17 protein-coding genes and 1 pseudogene are annotated in these 16744 nt (G+C 37.8%); 9 read left to right on the top strand and 9 right to left on the bottom strand.

Annotated features, from left to right (window positions below; all coding sequences use genetic code 11):
* Positions 1 to 99 precede the first annotated feature (99 nt).
* On the top strand, positions 100 to 465 hold the full coding sequence (locus F959_RS14160) for a DUF4870 family protein (protein WP_004881293.1): 366 nt from the start codon (positions 100 to 102) through the stop codon (positions 463 to 465).
* A gap of 42 nt (positions 466 to 507) precedes the next feature.
* Here F959_RS14160 and F959_RS14155 read toward each other — a convergent pair whose 3' ends face one another.
* The 4 genes from F959_RS14155 to F959_RS14140 all read right to left on the bottom strand — a co-directional run bounded on the left by F959_RS14155 (position 508) and on the right by F959_RS14140 (position 4847).
* Positions 508 to 1374: a 1-aminocyclopropane-1-carboxylate deaminase/D-cysteine desulfhydrase gene (locus F959_RS14155; RefSeq protein WP_004881292.1), complete on the bottom strand. Its 867-nt coding sequence runs from the start codon at positions 1372 to 1374 to the stop codon at positions 508 to 510.
* 66 nt (positions 1375 to 1440) lie between these two features.
* Positions 1441 to 2610 (bottom strand): HlyD family secretion protein, encoded by a 1170-nt coding sequence (locus F959_RS14150; protein WP_004881291.1) that lies wholly within the window; start codon positions 2608 to 2610, stop codon positions 1441 to 1443.
* A 29-nt stretch (positions 2611 to 2639) separates the two neighbouring features.
* Positions 2640 to 4286 carry an MFS transporter gene (locus F959_RS14145; protein ID WP_004881289.1) on the bottom strand — a complete coding sequence of 549 codons (1647 nt, stop codon included), beginning with the start codon at positions 4284 to 4286 and terminating at the stop codon, positions 2640 to 2642.
* 12 nt (positions 4287 to 4298) lie between these two features.
* On the bottom strand, positions 4299 to 4847 hold the full coding sequence (locus tag F959_RS14140) for a TetR/AcrR family transcriptional regulator (protein WP_004881284.1): 549 nt from the start codon (positions 4845 to 4847) through the stop codon (positions 4299 to 4301).
* A 184-nt stretch (positions 4848 to 5031) separates the two neighbouring features.
* Here F959_RS14140 and F959_RS14135 point away from each other — a divergent pair, with 184 nt between their 5' ends.
* Both F959_RS14135 and F959_RS14130 read left to right on the top strand, forming a co-directional pair.
* Positions 5032 to 5709, top strand: a complete 678-nt coding sequence (locus F959_RS14135; protein WP_004881282.1) for a DUF1345 domain-containing protein — start codon at positions 5032 to 5034, stop codon at positions 5707 to 5709.
* Positions 5710 to 5810: 101 nt separating this feature from the next.
* Positions 5811 to 6569: a class I SAM-dependent methyltransferase gene (locus tag F959_RS14130; protein WP_004881281.1), complete on the top strand. Its 759-nt coding sequence runs from the start codon at positions 5811 to 5813 to the stop codon at positions 6567 to 6569.
* Positions 6570 to 6613: 44 nt separating this feature from the next.
* Here the strand turns inward: F959_RS14130 and F959_RS14125 are convergent, their stop codons facing one another.
* Complete coding sequence (locus F959_RS14125; RefSeq protein ID WP_227499166.1) at positions 6614 to 8287, bottom strand: oleate hydratase; 1674 nt, start codon at positions 8285 to 8287, stop codon at positions 6614 to 6616.
* A gap of 309 nt (positions 8288 to 8596) precedes the next feature.
* Here F959_RS14125 and F959_RS14120 point away from each other — a divergent pair, with 309 nt between their 5' ends.
* On the top strand, positions 8597 to 9223 hold the full coding sequence (locus tag F959_RS14120; RefSeq protein ID WP_372595739.1) for a LysE family translocator: 627 nt from the start codon (positions 8597 to 8599) through the stop codon (positions 9221 to 9223).
* Between the two features lie 57 nt (positions 9224 to 9280).
* Here the strand turns inward: F959_RS14120 and F959_RS14115 are convergent, their stop codons facing one another.
* Positions 9281 to 10249 (bottom strand): MBL fold metallo-hydrolase, encoded by a 969-nt coding sequence (locus F959_RS14115; RefSeq protein ID WP_004881276.1) that lies wholly within the window; start codon positions 10247 to 10249, stop codon positions 9281 to 9283.
* A 101-nt stretch (positions 10250 to 10350) separates the two neighbouring features.
* Here F959_RS14115 and F959_RS14110 point away from each other — a divergent pair, with 101 nt between their 5' ends.
* Positions 10351 to 11172, top strand: a complete 822-nt coding sequence (locus tag F959_RS14110) for a hypothetical protein (protein WP_227499165.1) — start codon at positions 10351 to 10353, stop codon at positions 11170 to 11172.
* Entirely contained in the window at positions 11172 to 11597 is a 426-nt protein-coding gene (locus F959_RS14105) for a hypothetical protein (protein ID WP_004881271.1), read from the top strand. The genes F959_RS14110 and F959_RS14105 overlap by 1 nt, the downstream gene beginning before the upstream one ends.
* A 55-nt stretch (positions 11598 to 11652) precedes the next feature.
* Here the strand turns inward: F959_RS14105 and metG are convergent, their stop codons facing one another.
* A complete protein-coding gene (gene metG, locus F959_RS14100; RefSeq protein WP_004881269.1) occupies positions 11653 to 13710 on the bottom strand; it encodes a methionine--tRNA ligase in 2058 nt (685 codons plus the stop codon).
* Positions 13711 to 13912: 202 nt separating this feature from the next.
* Here metG and F959_RS14095 point away from each other — a divergent pair, with 202 nt between their 5' ends.
* On the top strand, positions 13913 to 14368 hold the full coding sequence (locus F959_RS14095) for a hypothetical protein (RefSeq protein ID WP_004881266.1): 456 nt from the start codon (positions 13913 to 13915) through the stop codon (positions 14366 to 14368).
* Here the strand turns inward: F959_RS14095 and F959_RS14090 are convergent.
* Positions 14365 to 14822: pseudogene (locus F959_RS14090) on the bottom strand (hypothetical protein). The gene F959_RS14095 and the pseudogene F959_RS14090 overlap by 4 nt on opposite strands.
* Before the next feature lie 71 nt (positions 14823 to 14893).
* Positions 14894 to 15391 (bottom strand): hypothetical protein, encoded by a 498-nt coding sequence (locus F959_RS14085; RefSeq protein ID WP_004881259.1) that lies wholly within the window; start codon positions 15389 to 15391, stop codon positions 14894 to 14896.
* Between the two features lie 109 nt (positions 15392 to 15500).
* On the opposite strand from F959_RS14085, the gene F959_RS14080 reads away from it, so the two are divergent.
* Together F959_RS14080 and F959_RS14075 are read left to right on the top strand one after the other, a co-directional pair.
* Complete coding sequence (locus F959_RS14080; protein WP_004881258.1) at positions 15501 to 16034, top strand: GNAT family N-acetyltransferase; 534 nt, start codon at positions 15501 to 15503, stop codon at positions 16032 to 16034.
* Positions 16035 to 16219: 185 nt separating this feature from the next.
* Entirely contained in the window at positions 16220 to 16669 is a 450-nt protein-coding gene (locus F959_RS14075; RefSeq protein WP_004881255.1) for a hypothetical protein, read from the top strand.
* Positions 16670 to 16744 lie beyond the last annotated feature (75 nt).

The following is a 16744-nucleotide window of genomic DNA, read 5'->3' as shown; positions in this document are numbered from 1 at the left end:
ATTTAAAGCATTTTGAGTATGTTGATTGTTGGGTTAAAAAATATACTTTTAAAATTAAAGCATGTTATAAAGTTTGTCTCGATAGAGGGGATTAGAATAATGAATGATAAGATATTTTTAGAAGATACTTCGCCAAATAAACAAGATCAATTGAGACAATACACACTGATTGCCTATGGGTTATACGCTGCCAGTATTTTTGTCGGTTTGACCAGTATTGCGGCTGTGATTATGAATTATATCAAGCGTGATGAGGTCAAAGGCACATGGCTTGAGAGTCATTTTAAATGGCAGATAAAAACATTTTGGATTACTTTAATCGCTGGACTGATTGGTTTTGTCCTGACATTTGTTTTGATTGGTATACCTGTTTTACTTGCGGCTTCGATTTGGTTTATTTATCGAATTGTCAAAGGCTTGGTCGTGTTTATGGATAACAAACCGATTGGGGATGGTTGGTTTTAAGTTTCATTTTTAAAAAATCAGAGCTGCCTGCGGGCGGCTTTTTTATTTGACGCGCCCCTGTAACCCGCCTGTATGAATCACTAAAATTCTAGTGTGAGTAGGAAAATGATTTTTTCCAATTAAATCAAATAAACCCATCATCATTTTAGCGGTATAGACTTGCTCCAAAGGAATGGCATATTGCTGTTCAAATTGCAGCATAAATTGCAGCAGCTCAGGTGAGGTCTTTGCATAGCCACCACCACAATATTGATCAGTGAGCGACCAATTAAGTTTATCAGTCCATTGTTGAATATCGTGTCGTAGAAATTCACCCTTTAATGCAGAAAACCCCAAAACTTGTTGCCGATTTGAACTGCTTTCAATGATTCCTGCAATCGTTCCGCCTGTACCTACTGCACAGCAAATGACATCATAATTTGTTTGATCTTCGGGCGATAAAATCTCTTGTGTCCCTTTGAGTGCAAATGTATTTGTTCCACCCTCAGGAATGATATACGCATCAGGATAGTGTTGTTTTAGTTGTAGCTGATAATCTGTGTCATGCCGTAGTCGATATTCAGCTCGACTGACAAAACGAAGTTGCATACCAAAATCATTTGCGCTTTGCAGGGTGAGGTTGAGTGCTTGTGTGTGTAGCTCTTCACCACGAATAATGCCGATGCTTTGAAAACCGAATAACTGTGCCGCATACGCCGTTGCTGCAATATGATTTGAATAAGCACCGCCAAAGGTAAGGATTTGCTTAAAACCTAGTTGCTTTGCTTCGAGTAGATTATATTTGAGTTTAAAAAACTTATTTCCTGAGATTTGAGGATGAATCAGGTCAAGGCGCTTCACCGTAATCTGAACAGGATATGGGGTATCTAATGTTTGATAAGAGGTAGGAAAAGCAATGTGATCAAACATGTTTCAACATCAGAAATCGGTTTGATCACATTGTAATTGTATTTGATTGAGACTGTCAGTAGGTCTTTAGGAATCCGTATTGACTGAGGTAATCACAGACATCCCTGGACGTAGGTTTTCGATACCTTCTTGATTTGGATCAATCGTGATACGTACAGAGATACGTTGAACGACTTTGGTAAAATTCCCTGTCGCATTATCTGGTTTAAGCACACTAAACTCTGAACCCGCAGCAGGAGAAATTTGCTCAACGTGCCCTGTAAATTTTTGATGATTGAGTGCATCTACTGTGAAATAGGCTTTTTGTCCAATTTTCATATTGGCAATTTGGGTTTCTTTAAAGTTGGCAATCACCCAAGTTTGTTTGGGAATCAAATACAGTAGTTGTGTTCCAGCGGCGACATATTGTCCAACTCGAGGATTGACCTCACCCAGTTGACCATCAAGCGGTGCAGTAATCGTGCTGTAATCCTTGGTGGTATTGGCTTGATCTAATTGAGCTTGAGCACTATTGACTTGCGCTTTTAATCCGCTCTCGGCAACTTGAGCCGTTTTTAACGCTTCTTGAGCAACTAAAATATTGGCCTGAGCTTGTTTGAGTAAAGCCAAATTATTTTGTGCATCTGCCGCAGCTTTATCCTGTTCAGATTTTGAAGCAGCACCACTATTTCCAAGTTGTTGATAGCGTTTAAGCTGTGCAACAGACAAATCGTATTGTGCTTTCACTTGATCCAGTTTCGCTTGTGCTGAAACTACATCTGCTTGGCGTTGTGCAATCGCTTGAGTTTGATTAGCAAGGCTATTTTGTGCTTGTTCTACGCCAGAAACAGCCTGAGTCACTTTTTGGTCATAGGTGGTTGCATCAATATGCATCAGTACTTGACCTTGCTTAACGTGATCAAAATCTTTTACTAACACATCTTTGATATAACCATTGATTTGCGACGAGAGAATCGTTGTTTTTCCTTTTACATAGCTGTTATCTGTTTGTTCAACAGCTGTATGGAATGGCCCAATCCTCCAAGCCCATAAAATAATGGTAATCCCGACCAGCAATACAAATAACATCCACCACAAGGTTGAGCGTTTGGTTTTAATCAGTTTACTCGTTGGAGGAGGTGGCGGAGGGGGCAATTGATTTGGTGTTTCAGATGCTTTCGCTGTCTCCGTCTCCGCTTTGGCTTGCTCCACTTGGGTTGCCTGATTTTCGGGTTTCTCTTGATTTTCGTCTGACATAATTTTTTCTCAATCAAATACTATAAGGGTTAATTTGCTGCTTGCAGATTTCTTCGGGTGATGTACTTATTGCGTACATACTTAAACAAGCCCCATAGCAGTAAAATGACGGCAAAAATGCCATTCAGTACGATCACATCGTTATAGGCACGAACTTGTGCTTCACGAGTGACGACTTTATTTAAGTTCTGAGCCGCTTGATTACTTTGCAAAACAGGATCATTGGTTGTAACCATGGCACTATGCTGATAAGTCTGTAAACGTTGTGCGACAAGTGGGTTTGTTGGATCCAAGTTGCTGTTGATCTCAACTTTATAATTATTGGTTTGGTGTTGTTGGTAGGTATTAAAAAATGATGAGCCAACCAAACCACCAAAGTTCTGTGTTGCCGAGAACAACACGATAAAGGTCACGACATATTGTGGACCGCGTTGTAATGTCCGCATAAAACCCATCAGCAGCAGTGGACCAATGAATACACCGCCTGCAAAACTCACTAAAAATTGACTACGATAAAAGTTTGCTGGACGGACATCACTGGTCAGGTGATAGTCCAATGCACAAGCAATTAAAATTAAAATTTCGGCGAGGAATAAATTTAAAATCAAACGCTCACGATGAAAGGTAATCGCACTGAAAACCGAACCAGCAATCGTTCCACAGAAGATCACAACATAAAGTGGTACAAATTGGTCAGGTCCCATTCCCATAGTTTTTAAAAAGTTTACTGCGGCATAGCTTTGTTCCGACATTAATAAGCGTAGAGCAAAGGCACTCGCGATAAAGCTTAATAACTCTCCTGCTGCAAGCCAGCGAGTCATGATCAGTGGGTTTCTACGATAGTGTTCGTAGGTTAGGCCAAGTACGATGAGGCAAAAACCGACAATCAAGATATAGGCCAGCCATGGACTATTGAACCACCAAAGAATAGGGCCTTGAGTTAAAACAATACATAAACAAGCAAAACCAGGTGCGAGTAAAGCAAAGGTAAAGAAATCTTGTTTCTCGAAAACATCTAAACGTAAGCTTCGTGGTAGTTTGAGCGACACGACCATTGCAAAACAGCAAATTGCTAAGCCTAATTCAAAGGTGTAAATCACATCCCACTGATTCGCACTCAAAAGAAAAGGCGAAATAATCCAAGCCAATGGCAGCCCAAGTTGTTGGAAACCGAAAGCCAAATAAATCCCTTTCGGCATATCTGCACGGCTAAAGGCTTGCATGGTGTAATACATGCCTAATGAACTGAGTGGGGCAGCAGCTAAACCCGCGATGAAACGCACGAAAAGTGCCATTTCATAGGTCTTAACAAAGATATGCAGAATCAAAACGCCGATAAAAACCAGCAGACCAATTTCTGAAAATAAGCGTAAACCATACTGCTGACGCGCTTTAAATAGAATCAAGTTGGAACTGACATTTGCCATCACATACACAGCAGGTAACCATGCTGCCTGTGATGGTGTTAAGCCATATTCACCCTGAAAAATGGGTAAGTTTGCAACAATAAAGCCGTTACTTAGACTGGCTGCAATCGCGATAAATAAACCAATAACAAAATAGGCCAAGCGCTTCGGTGTTGCATGGGCAATAGCCGCAGGTGATCCGGGCAAAGTTGGACGCTCATCCACAGACCAGTTTGGAGGGGTTTCAAGATAGCGAGGTGTTTTATCCATATTATCCTCGAACTAAATTTTAATGCCGTTTAATAATAATTCTATTGCACGTCTAGCGAGCCTAACTTGATCGGCAGCAGTATGTCCTTGAAATGAAGAACCTAAAATCGCCGTGATCATCGCAAAATCTTGCGTGGTTAAATCAGGGCGGCATAAATGATGTTGTATAGCTTGATCAATGAGTGGTTGTAATGCTTTATCTCGCCGTTCATAAATATTTAGCATGATTGGGTCTTGGCGATCAATAATGCGCCAGTAATCAATCAGTACAACGAGCTGAGGAAGTTGTTCTAAATTACTTTCAATCAAACGAATGAAACCATCGTCATAGGGCATCAAAGCCTGTGCTCTTTGCTCTAAACGTGTAATTGCACGTTCTAATAATGCTGCTATCAGTGCCTTACGATCGGCAAAGTTTCGATAAAAGGTCGCTCGGCCAACACCTGCATGATCAATAATCACTTGCAATGGTACATGAACGCCTTGTGCTCTGAAAACTTCTTCAGCAGCATTCAGTAATTCATCACGATTGTGAGCTGCCAATTGTTGACGTTTGACCATGAGAGAAATTCGAATAGAAACTTAACTAATATTTAACGGACATTTTTGTCCGATGTAAATATGGAGCATTTCTTTATTTTGTTTAGTTTCAGTAAAAGAAGGCTTTTAACTCAATTATTCAGCGAGATTCAGTGCTAAAAATAGAAGAAATAATTTAAGTAAAAACATAATAGATAGGTCGATCATGCGAGCATTTGCATCTCGTTTCGCCAGAGGGGTGAAGCACCGCCCATATTTATCAGCAACTTTTTCATTGGGTTTGTTGATTTATGCAGTTTTGCATTTTTTTACTCAGTGGCATTGGGCAACATGCTTGCAACTGGGATGGAATATTGCGATTTGGCTGTATTTATTTTTGACGCTAAAAATGATGTGGCATTTAGATGCGGCACATATTCTTGAGCGAGCGAAACAGCAAGATGAAGGCAAATGGATGATCTTGGTCGCTGTATTAATCGCGATTGTCGTGTGTTTTATTTCAATTGTGGTGCAGTTGAGTCATGTTCCCAAAGATAATGCCGTCTTGAAAGGTATTCTAATTTTACTAACAATCGGGACAATCTTTTCTACATGGTTGTTATTACATACCTTATTTGCTATTCATTATGCGCATGATTATTACCTTGCAAAAAGTCATTTAGATGAGACTGGCTTGGAGTTTCCTAAAACAGAACAACCTGATTATCTCGATTTCATTTATTTTAGTTATATTATTGGTACTTCGGCGCAGACAGCTGATGTTTCGATTACCAGTTCTCAAGTGAGACATCTTAATATTTTTCATTGTGTGCTGGCTTTTGTTTTTAATACGATGATTTTGGCGGTCGCAATCAATGTTGCAGCAAGTCTGATTGGGTTCTGATTGATAACTTATTTTTATTAATTTTATTAAAATACATCATTTTTATTTTTATAATGAATTGGCTATTTTAAAAAGCACCACGATTCTTTTTTGGAATAATAATGAATACCCAACATCATGTTAATCAACAGCAATATCAAGACAAATCTCAAGCTTATTTAAATAGTTCAGTGCATGCACAGGGCATAGAGTTTGAGAAAATGCAGCAGTGTATTCAAGCACATCAATTAAAACGAGTTTTAGATTTAGGCTGTGGTGGTGGTCATGTTAGCTATCAAGTTGCGCCATTTGTAGAACAAGTAACAGCCTATGATTTAACACCGTCGATGGTTGAATTGGTTGTGTCTCAAGCACAGCAAAAAGGATTGCAAAATGTCGTAGGACAACAAGGTGCAGCAGAATCTTTAGCTTTTGCCGATGGTAGTTTTGATTGTGTTATTAGCCGTTATTCAGCACATCATTGGCAAAATGTCGCTCAGGCCATGAGTGAGATGCACCGTGTATTAACAGCATCTGGTAAAGCCATTATTATTGATATTTTAGGCAATTCACATCCAGTTATTGATACATTCTTTCAGACGATAGAAACGATTCGTGATCCGAGTCATGTTCGAAATTATAGTTTGCAAGAATGGATGCGTTTTGCAGAATATGCAGGATTTAAAGTTGAAACGATTGAAAAACAATCCTTGAATTTGGAGTTTCAACGTTGGACGGAACGCATGCAAACACCAGCTCATGCTGTGCAGACCATTCGATATTTACAAAGCAAAGCATCTGATCAAGCCCAACAATATTATCAAGTTCAGTCGGATGGTTCATTTACCAGTGAAGTTGTTTATCTGGTTTTGTGTAAATAGAAACTAAGGAATAAGTCAGAGATGACCTATTCCTCAACCTTTGTTTAATGGAATACCGCTTCTAAAGCTTTTAACCCAACTTTTGGATCAAGCAATCCATTATAAATATCAGGTACTTCTCGATCGACACCAAATAATTCATAGATGGCGAGCATTGCCCCACGAATTGAATATTCGACTGTGAACACTACATCATCTTCAAGTTCAACAAACTGACCTAAGAACGCAAAGTTGGCTGCATTTTCAGGAATCAAAAGTGGACGATCGCCTTCTTTACGACATGCGAAAAGCGCTGAAGCATAAGGCATCATGACGGTTGTGATATCCGTGTGTGCAAGTACATGATCTAAAATATCGTCAAAACCAAGCTGCTGGATCAATTCAATTAAGATTTCCTGACCTGTCGCTTCACTCATTGGTTTTTTAATGTAGTCACCGATATGATCGATTTCAAAACCATAACCCCATAGCGTAAATTTGCCTTCAGGTAAGTCTGCAAAATGGGGTTGAGCAGGGACGACCACAGAAAGATGCCAACCAGACTCAAACCATGTCATTAATGCGCCAGTTCCGGGTTCATTGCCTGTATAAGCAATAATACGTTTCAGCAGCACATCATCATGCATTGTCAGCGTAAATGACTTCCATTTATGTTCATCGACATTGCCATAAAACGTCATAGGTCGACCGAAATCTGATGCTTTTTGTGCTAATGTCTCCCATAAACGCCACCCATGATCTTGTCGATCTCGAATCAGTTCAGGGACATCATGTTTATCGCCGTAACGTGAGTCAGCAGTAATAGAACCAAGTGTAAACAGTGCAACATCTTCAGCGTTAAGTTCAATCTGTTCAGTACCTTCTGGAACTTTTAAATAAAGTTTAGTTGCTTTACGTTCACCTGTTTGTGCATCTTCACTAAAATCTGCATCGGTGACATAGCTGCCAAAACGAACATCAACGCCTTGTTCAACTAACCAGCGTTGTAGTGGCAAAATCATAGAATCATATTGGTTGTATTTAGTCCGTTTAACGCCTGCTAAAGTGTGGATTCTTGGTAGTTCTTGGATAAATCTTAGGAAATAACGACGTAGTTCCGCCGCACTATGCCACTTCTGGAATGCAAATGTGGTGCGCCACATCCGCCAGAAATTGGTTTGAAAAAATGCGTCATCAAAAAACTCATCAATACGACGACTACCGATACGATTTTCTTTTAGGGCAAGCAGTCTGAGCATTTGAGCACGATGCATGGTCGATAGCCCCAATTTCTCAGCATCTAAAATCGTGTGTTTTGAGTCAATCAAACGGGCTTGAGCATGGGTTCTGATTTGCTCATTAAACTGTGTGCATTCTTCTCTAACTGAGGTATTTGGATCTTCCAAAGAAGGAATCGTTGAAAATAAGTCCCAAGTACATAAATAGGTTTCATCTGTGAGCATGCGACCGCCACGAGTTACCCATGCATGATTAGGATTGAGCGGATTATGACCACCATCCATTGAGCCACCAGAAACGTCTAGCTCTTCTAAAATATGAATATTTTGTGCTGGCACTTTTGCATCTCGAATGGCAAATGCAGCAGCAGCCATACCTGCAATACCGCCGCCAACAATCCAGATATGTGATTTTGAAGTATTTAATGCGTTGTGTTTTTTACTTTGCATCTGATGTGCCTCATTGTTTTTTTGATAAAATGGATAAAACCATAATTTTATTATGGGTTTTATGTTGTGGAAAATAAATGAAATTTACAATTAAAAATATTATAAATTTTGATCATAAAATTAGTTTTATGGAAAAAACGGATATTTTATAAACTCAGCATTAGACTGTGTTATGTTCTAACTATTCAAACAGGAAAAAGAATTGAGTTTTTACTCTAAATTTAAGATTTTAAAAATATTTATAATCTATCAGTAAATCTTTTCAGAAAAATTAATGATGTTCTCTAAAAATTTTTCTATCTCTAAAAAGTAGTTTTAAAGTAAAATATTCGCTGGAAAATTCTTCTAATCTTGAGGTTTATCTTGGAATCTTTATTGATTTTAGGTTCAATTGCGTTGGCACTTATGCTTGGTGCAATTAGCCCTGGTCCTACATTTATTTATGTGGCAAAAAACTCAATTGCGATTTCACGTAAACATGGGTTATTTACAGCACTTGGCACGGGTACAGGTGCGGCTTTATTTGGGTTTTTAGCGGTCATGGGGCTACAGGCGATTTTATTGGCTGTACCATCAGCATATCTGATTTTAAAAGTGTGTGGTGGTCTCTACTTACTTTGGCTGGCCTATAAAATTATTAAACATGCCAAAGAGCCGATGGAAACAGCTGATAACTCAGTTCAAACAATGAGTTTTGCACAAGCTTATCGATTAGGCTTAATTACACAGTTAAGTAATCCCAAAATTGCGATCGTACTGGCAAGTATTTTCACTGCATTGTTGCCGAAAGAAATTCCAACCTATTTTTACGTGGTTTTGCCAATGCTGTGCTTCTTTATTGATGCAGGATGGTATTCCTTAGTCGCTGTTGCGCTATCTGCGGAAGGACCACGAAAAGTCTATTTGAAATCAAAAGCGATTTTTGATCGTGTAGCGGGTGGGGTAATGACGCTGCTTGGTTTGAAGTTGATTTTTGGAATGAAGTAATAAAAAAGAGCGACCAACAAGGTCGCTTTTTTATAGGTTAAATTCTGCTTATTCCACTTAATCTTTAAAATGGATCGGAATCCATTGATAGCTTTTTCCATCAGCTGAATAAATATGCCCAATACCCGGAAATGGTAAATGTGGTGCAGCAATGGTTTGACCATTTTTAGCAAAATTTGCAAATTGCTTTAAGCGAGTTTCAACGGCTTTTTTCGGGTCAATATCATATTCGATTGCAGTTTCAGGTCGATCAAACTGAACAGTGTGTGAATGAACAATATCTCCAATAAACACGATGCTTTCACCTTTGCTTTTTAGCTCATAGCTAAAATGCCCCGGTGTATGTCCAGCCGTATTAATGACTTTAAAACCTTGAATGTCGTCACCGAGTTTATAAGTTTTAAAGCGTTGCTTGGCTTGGTACGGGGCAATGGCTTGTTTAATGTGTTTCACAGTTCCTTCGTAACCCGCTTGTTTATCTTTTGGAAGCTTGGTTGCCTGTTTAGGGTCTAACCAATAATTGGCTTCGTCACTAGAAACATATACGGTTGCATTTGGAAAGTTGGCTTTCCCATCTTTACTGATGCCGCAGACATGATCGGGGTGTAAATGAGTGAGTAGAATCGTATCAACTTGCTCTGGTTGATAGCCTGATGCCTTTAGGTTTGTTAAAACAGAACCTAAGTGTGCACCGAAGCAGCTAGCTGCACCACTATCGACTAAAACCAGTGATTTTCCTGTATTAACGAGGAAGGCATTAATCGAGGTTTGTACGCCTTTATCTTGATCTGCATAGTATTTCTTTAATATCTCGTGAACTTGCTGTTGCTGTATGTCTTTAAACAAGCTTGGTGACATAAAGTTTGTACCATCGAGCAGGGCTGTGATTTGTATGTCACCTGCTTGATATTGATAGTAACCAGCGACTTGTTTTTGTGCTTGGGTAGTTGTTGGTTCAGCAGCTTTAGCGGTGAGGATTGTTGAGCTAAGTGTGAGAGCTATTAAGGTTAAATATAAATGCTTCATTAGTGATCCTTTGCTTAAGTATCTGGTTTTATTAAGGGAATTACAAATATTTTGAAAATATGCTAGTTTATCTATCAATGTAAAATATTAGCATTTCATAAATGGATTCAAATAACTTTTCTAAAAGAGAATGGCTTCTAATAATACTACTTATTATGATCGTACAATTCATTGTGCAATGTATTGCTTTTCTTTATGCTGGTAGCGGATCAGCTCTGAATTATATTTCAATTTCGGGGACTATCGTTTCGATTGTTTTAGCATTATTGGCGATTATTTATTCTTATTTCCAATCTGCGTCTCAAGTCAATACAAGTGCATCGTTAAATACACAAATAGAAAAATTAATTTCAATTGTTGATAAAGTAAAAGAATCGAAAAATGATTTTTCAGATGAGTTGAAAAACCTAGAAAATATTCGTGAAAAAATTGAATCAAGTATTAGTATTCAGTTAAGTTCGCATTCAAAAGTAGCTGAAATATCAGAAACATTAGATAATTTCTTAGAAAACAATATTACTCATTATTCGAGTAACAGTGAAACTGATAAATTTTCACGTTTAGTTTCCGAGGGTAGTACTTTAGTACATTTGGTTTTACTTGTATTACATAAATCCATAAAAGCTGGAATTGCATTTAAAAAAATATTCCCAGAAATATGTATTCCTTTAATAGACGAGCTAGATAAAAAATTAGAAGAACAAAAGATTAGTGAAGATTTTTACCAAGGTGGAATATTAGCGATTTTGAATTTATTTGTTGCATTAGGGATAGTTGAAGTGGAAGATGAATCTTTAGTACCTACTGTGACATCTCAGTTTGAAAAAGACCTAGAAGAATTCTACGATTTTATCAAGTCTAGAGAAGAAGATTTTTATAAAATTATTGTTAATACTTTAAATTTGAGTAATGGTGATGAGTAATGGCGCTGATTAAATCATATCTAATAGATAATGTAGAATCGACATTAAAATGCGATTTAAATATTAAAAAAGAAAATGATTTACCAATGGGACTGAAATTGAGATATATGGTTTTTAAGACTTTTATAGATGATAAACCAATTTTCTGTTGTATGTCGGGTGGTAGGTTTATAGATGGACAACCTCATTTAACACCTGTTGGTGAAGCGGCTTTATTGGCATTATGTAATATTACATCATCAAGCAAAGATGTAATTATATTTCAAGAAGTTAAATTAGGAAAAACTCCTTTAAAAGTTAAAGTAAAGAAGTATTTAAAAAAAGTACCTCGTAATAGTGTAATTTGTTTTGTGGGTGATATGACTAATGAGCTCGATGGCGTTTTAATGCCTATTCTAAATGTGAAAGGAACGATATCCTTATAAAAATAAAAAGCCCCTACATCAGTAGAGGCTTTTCATCATCTTTAACTTAAAAGCATTAAGACACTTTATCTCCAGCTTTAGCACCAGATTCAGGTGAAATCACCCAAACACCTTCACCATTACCCGCTGCAAGTACCATACCGTTAGAAATACCAAAACGCATTTTACGAGGTGCAAGGTTCGCGACCATCACCACCAATTTGCCTTTTAAGTCTTCTGGCTGATAGAACTCACGAATGCCACTAAACACATTGCGTGGCTCAGCTTCACCAACATTTAAAGTGAGTTGAAGTAATTTATCCGAACCTTCGACAGTTGAAGCTTCTATAACTTCAGCTACACGGAGGTCAACTTTCATAAAGTCTTCAATGCCAATGATCTCAGCTTCACCCACTTTAGGCTCAGGCTTTTTCTCGGCTTTCTTCTCTTTTTTCTTTTCCACTTTTGGTGCTTCTGCCGCAGCAGCTAAAGAGTCTTTCGATGCATCAACCATTGCTGCAACTGCTTTAGGATCAACACGCTGCATAAGCGGTTGGAATTGAGCAATTTCATGTCCAACTAAGATTTGCTTGCGAGATTCAAAGTTAAAGCTTTCAAGTTGTAGGAATGCTTGAACTTGAGCCGCAAGTGTCGGAAGAACAGGAGCCAAGTAAATTGCAAGCTGACGGAATAAGTTAATACCGACTGAGCATACATCATGAACTTGTTGTTCTTGACCTTCCTGCTTAGCAAGCGCCCATGGCTTTTTCTCATCAATATATTGATTCGCTTTATCCGCAAGTGCCATGATTTCACGGATCGCCGCAGAAAATTCACGATCTTCATAGGCTTGAGCAATTGAATCGCCCGCATCAATAAAGCTTTGCACAAGTTCAGGTTCTGCACATGTGCTTGAAAGCGTATTGTTGAAATTGGTGTTAATGAATTTTGCACAACGGCTGGCAATATTCACCACTTTACCAACAAGGTCAGAATTCACTTTTTGAACGAAGTCATCTAAGTTCAAATCCGAATCTTCAACTTTGTCTGAAAGCTTAGAGGCAAAGTAATAACGTAAATATTCAGGATTCAAATGCTGTAAATACGTTTCAGCTTTAATGAATGTGCCGCGAGACTTCGACATCTTCTGACCATTTACAGTTAAGAAACCATTGACGAATAAACCTGATGGCGTGCGGTAGTTTGCACCCTCAAGCATTGCAGGCCAGAACAGTGCATGGAAGTAAACGATGTCTTTACCGATGAAGTGATAGACTTCATTTTCAGAATCTTTTTTCCAGAAATCATCGAAGCTTAAATCAGGGCGTTTAGTTTTGATGTAGTTTTCAAAACTCGACATATAACCAATCGGCGCATCTACCCAAACGTAGAAATATTTATTTGGTGCATCTGGAATTTCAAAGCCAAAATAAGGTGCATCACGAGAAATATCCCAATCCGCTAAGCCTGCGTCAAACCATTCATCTAACTTGTTGGCAATGGATAAAGGTAAACGACCTTCGTCACGCGTCCACTTCTGTAAGTATTCTGCAAAGTTCGGCAGCTTAAAGAAATAATGGTCTGAAGACTTCTCAACAGGTGTTGCACCACTCAGCGTTGAACGAGGGTTCAGTAACTCAGTTGCATTGTAGGTTGTACCGCAGACTTCACATGAGTCACCGTATTGATCTTCCGCTTTACATTTCGGACAAGTGCCCTTGATGAAACGGTCAGATAGGAACATGCCTTTTTCAGGATCAAATAACTGGGTTACAGGACGAACTGCGATGTTGTCTGCTTCACGGTTTTTGATATAAATCTCAGAAGCGCGTGCTTTGTTTGCATCGCTATGCGTTGAATCATAATGATCAAAATGTACGCCAAAACCATCAAAATCACGAATATGCTCTTTCTGCACATTGGCAATTTGCGCTTCTGGGCTAATCCCATTCGCTTCGGCACGTAACATGATTGCAGTACCGTGAGCATCATCCGCACATACATAAGTCACATCATGGCCCATTGCACGCATCGCACGAACCCAAATATCTGCTTGGATATAACCGAGTAAGTGACCCATATGGATTGGACCATTGGCATAAGGTAGGGCATTGGTGACTAAAATTTTACGCACGGATATTGTTCTCTCATTCGTATTTGCAAGGCAGATGATTTTACATGACTTAGGACAGACTTGCACAAATGAATCAGGGAAATCTTTTAATCCTATTGTGATCTCATCGTTTTAAGACTTCATGCAATCTTCACATTGGCTTCAATCAAAGCACATTTGTTTGATTGAGAATAATTACAATATCAAAGAATGGAAAATAAAAATGAGATCTTGGTCTTTAGTCTGTGCATCATTGGTTGCGAGTTTGGTGTCTGTTTTAAGTTTTGTTATTCCTTTCTGTGTATTTTTATATGTTCAGCAGGATCATGTGACACGCCTAGCGAGCCGAGGATTTGAAGTTATGGTCTATCTGACACCGATTTTATGGCTAATTGGCTTTATTGCTTACGCTATTGTATTGGCGGTATTGAAGTTGCCGAAAAAGATTTTCGATCTTGTTCAAATTTTAAAATCGGGCTTGGTTCTTTTTATTGTGTGGATGCCATTCGTTTTAATGATTTTTTTAGAAGCTCAAGTTGATCAGACTGATTTCTCAGTATTATTTATTGGTTTGATGGTTTATTTTGCACTTTTGTTTTTAATGGTTTTGGGATGTATGAGTGCGAATGCTTGTTACTTTCTGATGAGTAAAAAGCAAAATTATGATTCTTTGAGTTAACGCATTTTAGTTAAGCGGATAGTTTGTTCTTTGTCATAGAAGTAAAAATCATAATGCTTGAGTTTATTGTAGTTACCATTAATAGTGAAAGTACCTGAACAGGAAACATTCCATTCATTACTTGTATTTTCAGTCATACCAATCCAAGCATGTCCACTAAATGTGAAAGTACGATTATTCATCATTTTAAATTCATCGAAATTGATCGCATCACACCAAAACGTACTTTTTCCAAAATCTACCTTGGAAAATTTCCAACAGCTTAAAAAGCAATAAAAGTTTCTAAGTCTTCGCTTTGTTTATATGTTTTGAATTGAAGAATAGTGTGGGCAATATCACGCTCTATAGCCAAGACTCTACGTTGAATTCTTCTTTTGCTGGAATAAACATATTTTGACCATTTTAAATACCTTTCCTCTTCTTGTTTTTCCTGTGTAACTTCTTCTTTATTCATATTCGATTTTGAGTAATTTTATCTATTAATTTTAATCATGGAATTTAGAGAAAAGTATGCATCCCAAAGGATTACATACTCTGCATTTGCTTAACCGTCACACTCTGCTTTGAATTTTTTCTTAAAGAGATGATTTTCCCTTTAGATAAGAAATGAATGTGATAGCTCTTTAAGCTATTGGTTTTAGGATCAACTGTAATTTCAGCAAATAAAGGCGTTTGCCAAAGTTCATCACTGCCCAGCGTCCCTAACCAAGCTTGCGCTTTGATTGCAGCGGTAAATTCATCTTTAATTTCTAAATTGCTGATGCTGAGTTCACTGCACCAATGAACAGTTTTTGGGAACTCAACTTTAGAAAATTTCCAACAAATCGAAAGCGCTAAACTACTTTCAATGCCAGCATAATCATTACTTTCATGGTGAATGACTGGAATCAGTTGTTCAGCCAAATCTCCTTCAAACGAAAGAATCATATTTTGGATTCTTCTTTTACTTGAAAGGATGTACTTCAAACGCTTTTCTTGAGCTTGCAGTTCATTTTGAATTTCTAAGAGTTCATTTTCATTCATATATACAGTTCTATAGACAAGGACTATGATTTTGATATGAGCAAAAGTATATCTGATCTATCCCCTTATATTGTTAATAGTTTTTAATTCATAATTGATGGTTCTAAAAATGATCGAAACGCCTAGACTGATTTTGCGCCAATGGTTGCCAGAGGATTATCCGTACTTTGCTCAGATGAGTGCGAATCCCAAAGTGATGCAGTATTTTCCGAAGTTACTGTCACGCTCTGAAAGTGATGCATTGATTGATAAATTCCACGACATCATTGATCATCAAGGTTGGGGATTTTGGGCGATAGAATTAAAAGCAACGAATCAATTCATTGGCTTTGTTGGTTTACATGAACAAGCAACACAGTTTTCATTTTCGCCATGTGTAGAAATCGGTTGGCGTTTAGATCATGCGTATTGGGGACAGGGCTATGCGACGGAAGCGGCTCAGGCTGCTTTAAAATTTGCCTTTGATCAATTGGTATTAGAAAAAGTAGTTTCATTTACGACTCTGGAAAATACCAAGTCTCAATCAGTCATGCAGAGGCTCAATATGACATATGTGAAAGACTTCCAACATCCAGCTTTGGCAGTGGATCATCCTTTATGTTGGCATGTGCTTTATCAAATAGAAAAAAATGATTTTTGCTGAGTAAATGACAATTAGATCTTGTTTTGTAAAGCTTTAATGTGGAAGTGTAGTGATCAGAAAAGTATTTGAATCTTCCTGTATTTGCTTTGTTTCAATTTGCAGCGAATAGCGAAAACATCCTTTAAACGCGTTATAAATGAGTCTGATCCAAACAATATGTTTTTTAGCTATAGTGAGGAATGAACATGACAAACGAAAAAATTGATGAATTAAAAACTCAAGCAAATGAATTAGGTAATGATCTGAAATACAAAGCGAAAGAAGCTCAGTTGCAAGGCGAGAAAGCCGTTGATGATTTAAAGCATTCAGCTGAGGAATTGAAGCTGAAAGGTGAAAAAGCTTTAGATGACTTGAAGAAAGATGTATCTGAGCAAAACGAAGAAGGCAAACAAGCATTTTCAAGTAAAGTAGATGAAATCAAAGCCAAACTTGAAGATACACAACACAATGTTCAAGATAAGTTTGATCATTTGAAAGAAGAAGCTGGTCATAAGTTTGATGATGCAAAAGCAAAAGCTGCTGAATTGAAAGATGAAGCCTCTGCGAAATTTGATGATCTCAAAGCTCAAGCAGGTCATAAGCTAGATGATCTCAAAAAAGCGGCATCAGACACATTGAATAAATTTAAAGGCTAACCTTAATTTATTTTTATTAATGTTTTCTCAAGCTCATATTCTGGAAATACATAGGCTCTAAAAAATGAGCAATTA

The organism is Acinetobacter venetianus RAG-1 = CIP 110063 (assembly GCF_000368585.1).
In the GTDB taxonomy this organism is placed as follows: domain Bacteria; phylum Pseudomonadota; class Gammaproteobacteria; order Pseudomonadales; family Moraxellaceae; genus Acinetobacter; species Acinetobacter venetianus.
This window is presented reverse-complemented; position numbering and strand designations above follow the sequence as displayed.